General features: G+C 49.6%; 1 rRNA gene. It reads right to left on the bottom strand.

Features of this window, described 5'->3' with window-relative positions:
- Positions 1 to 242 precede the first annotated feature (242 nt).
- A 23S ribosomal RNA gene (locus IF202_RS17290) occupies positions 243 to 3,128 on the bottom strand.
- Positions 3,129 to 3,148: the final 20 nt, after the last annotated feature.

Genomic DNA, 3,148 nt, shown 5'->3' with positions numbered 1-3,148 from the left:
TTCAACGCCTCTATGATCGTCAAGCAATTCTGTTGCGTTCGTTCTAGCAGCTTACTTTTCAGTTCGCTTACCAAAACACGCGAAGACATGCTTGGATCTTTAACAATTCTTTTGAAATAACGGTAATCAAGGTTAAACCAGTGTTGGTTTATATCGTAATCTGTGTCTCTGTCATCTTTGATGATCTATTCAGAGTTTTCTCATTCTCTCTTCATATCCATCTAAAACCACTTTGGTGTTATATGGTCAAGCCTCACGAGCAATTAGTATTGGTTAGCTCAATGCCTCACAGCACTTACACACCCAACCTATCAACGTCCTAGTCTCGAACGGCTCTTTAGGGGACTTATGTCCCAGTGAGATCTTATCTTGAGGGAGGCTTCCCGCTTAGATGCTTTCAGCGGTTATCCCGTCCGAACGTAGCTACCCGGCAATGCCACTGGCGTGACAACCGGAACACCAGAGGTTCGTCCACTCCGGTCCTCTCGTACTAGGAGCAGCTCCTCTCAAATCTCAAACGTCCACGGCAGATAGGGACCGAACTGTCTCACGACGTTCTAAACCCAGCTCGCGTACCACTTTAAATGGCGAACAGCCATACCCTTGGGACCGGCTTCAGCCCCAGGATGTGATGAGCCGACATCGAGGTGCCAAACACCGCCGTCGATGTGAACTCTTGGGCGGTATCAGCCTGTTATCCCCGGAGTACCTTTTATCCGTTGAGCGATGGCCCTTCCATACAGAACCACCGGATCACTAAGACCTACTTTCGTACCTGCTCGACGTGTCTGTCTCGCAGTTAAGCGTGCTTTTGCCTTTACACTCTATGCATGATTTCCGACCATGCTGAGCACACCTTCGTGCTCCTCCGTTACTCTTTGGGAGGAGACCGCCCCAGTCAAACTACCCACCACACAGTGTCCTCGATCCAGATAATGGACCTGAGTTAGAACCTCAAACATACCAGGGTGGTATTTCAAGATTGGCTCCAATGAGACTAGCGTCCCATCTTCAAAGCCTCCCACCTATCCTACACAAATAGGTTCAAAGTTCACTGTGAAGCTATAGTAAAGGTTCACGGGGTCTTTCCGTCTAGCCGCGGATACACAGCATCTTCACTGCGATTTCAATTTCACTGAGTCTCGGGTGGAGACAGTGTGGCCATCGTTACGCCATTCGTGCAGGTCGGAACTTACCCGACAAGGAATTTCGCTACCTTAGGACCGTTATAGTTACGGCCGCCGTTTACTTGGGCTTCGATCAAGAGCTTCGCTAATGCTAACCCCATCAATTAACCTTCAAGCACCGGGCAGGCGTCACACCCTATACGTCCACTTTCGTGTTTGCAGAGTGCTGTGTTTTTAATAAACAGTCGCAGCCACCTGGTATCTTCGACCGATCAATGCTTACGGAGCAAGTCCTTCACACTAACCGGCGTACCTTCTCCCGAAGTTACGGTACCATTTTGCCTAGTTCCTTCACCCGAGTTCTCTCAAGCGCCTTGGTATTCTCTACCTGACCACCTGTGTCGGTTTGGGGTACGGTTCGATCATATCTGAAGCTTAGAAGTTTTTCCTGGAAGCATGGCATCAACCACTTCACCCAAAAGAGGGCTCGTCGTCAGTTCTCGGTCTTAAGAGGGACCGGATTTGCCTAATCCCTCAACCTACCGCCTTAAACACAGACAACCATCGCTGTGCTGGCCTAGCCTTCTCCGTCTCTCCATCGCAATATGTACGAGTACAGGAATATTAACCTGTTTCCCATCGACTACGCATTTCTGCCTCGCCTTAGGGGCCGACTCACCCTGCCCTGATTAACATGGGACAGGAAACCTTGGTCTTCCGGCGGGGGAGTTTTTCACTCCCCTTATCGTTACTCATGTCAACATTCGCACTTCTGATACCTCCAGCCTGCCTTACAGCTTGACCTTCAACGGCTTACAGAACGCTCCTCTACCATGCCTAATAAATTAAGCATCCGTAGCTTCGGTGTACAGTTTAGCCCCGTTATATCTTCCGCGCAGGCCGACTCGACTAGTGAGCTATTACGCTTTCTTTAAAGGATGGCTGCTTCTAAGCCAACCTCCTAGCTGTCTAAGCCTTCCCACATCGTTTCCCACTTAACTGTAACTTAGGGACCTTAGCTGACGGTCTGGGTTGTTTCCCTTTCCACGACGGACGTTAGCACCCGCCGTGTGTCTCCCGTAATTGCACTCATTGGTATTCGGAGTTTGCATGGGGTTGGTAAGTCGGGATGACCCCCTAGCCCAAACAGTGCTCTACCCCCAATGGTGAGATACGAGGCGCTACCTAAATAGCTTTCGAGGAGAACCAGCTATCTCCGAGCTTGATTAGCCTTTCACTCCTATCCACAAGTCATCCCCGGACTTTTCAACGTACGTGGGTTCGGTCCTCCAGTTAGTGTTACCCAACCTTCAACCTGCTCATGGATAGATCGCCCGGTTTCGGGTCTATTCCCAGCAACTAAACGCCCTATTAAGACTCGGTTTCCCTACGGCTCCACTAAATGCTTAACCTTGCTACTGAAAATAAGTCGTTGACCCATTATACAAAAGGTACGCAGTCACGGAACAAGTCCGCTCCCACTGCTTGTACGTACACGGTTTCAGGATCTATTTCACTCCCCTCACAGGGGTTCTTTTCGCCTTTCCCTCACGGTACTGGTTCACTATCGGTCAGTCAGGAGTATTTAGCCTTGGAGGATGGTCCCCCCATATTCAGACAGGATATCACGTGTCCCGTCCTACTCGTTTTCATTGAAATGGCATTTTCGTATACGGGGCTATCACCCTTTACTGCGGCACTTTCCAGAGCCTTCTACTAACACCAAATCAACTTAAGGGCTAATCCCCTTTCGCTCGCCGCTACTTAGGGAATCTCGGTTGATTTCTTTTCCTCCGGGTACTTAGATGTTTCAGTTCCCCGGGTTCGCCTCGTATAGCTATGTATTCACTATACGATACCCGCAAGCGGGTGGGTTTCCCCATTCGGAAATGTTCGGATCAAAGTCTGTTTATCGACTCCCCGAACCTTATCGCAGATTACCACGTCCTTCATCGCCTCTGACTGCCAAGGCATCCACCGTGCACGCTTGGTCACTTGACCATATAACCCAAAATAGTTTT

This window comes from Marinomonas colpomeniae, assembly GCF_014803385.1.
GTDB lineage: Bacteria > Pseudomonadota > Gammaproteobacteria > Pseudomonadales > Marinomonadaceae > Marinomonas > Marinomonas colpomeniae.
This window is presented reverse-complemented; position numbering and strand designations above follow the sequence as displayed.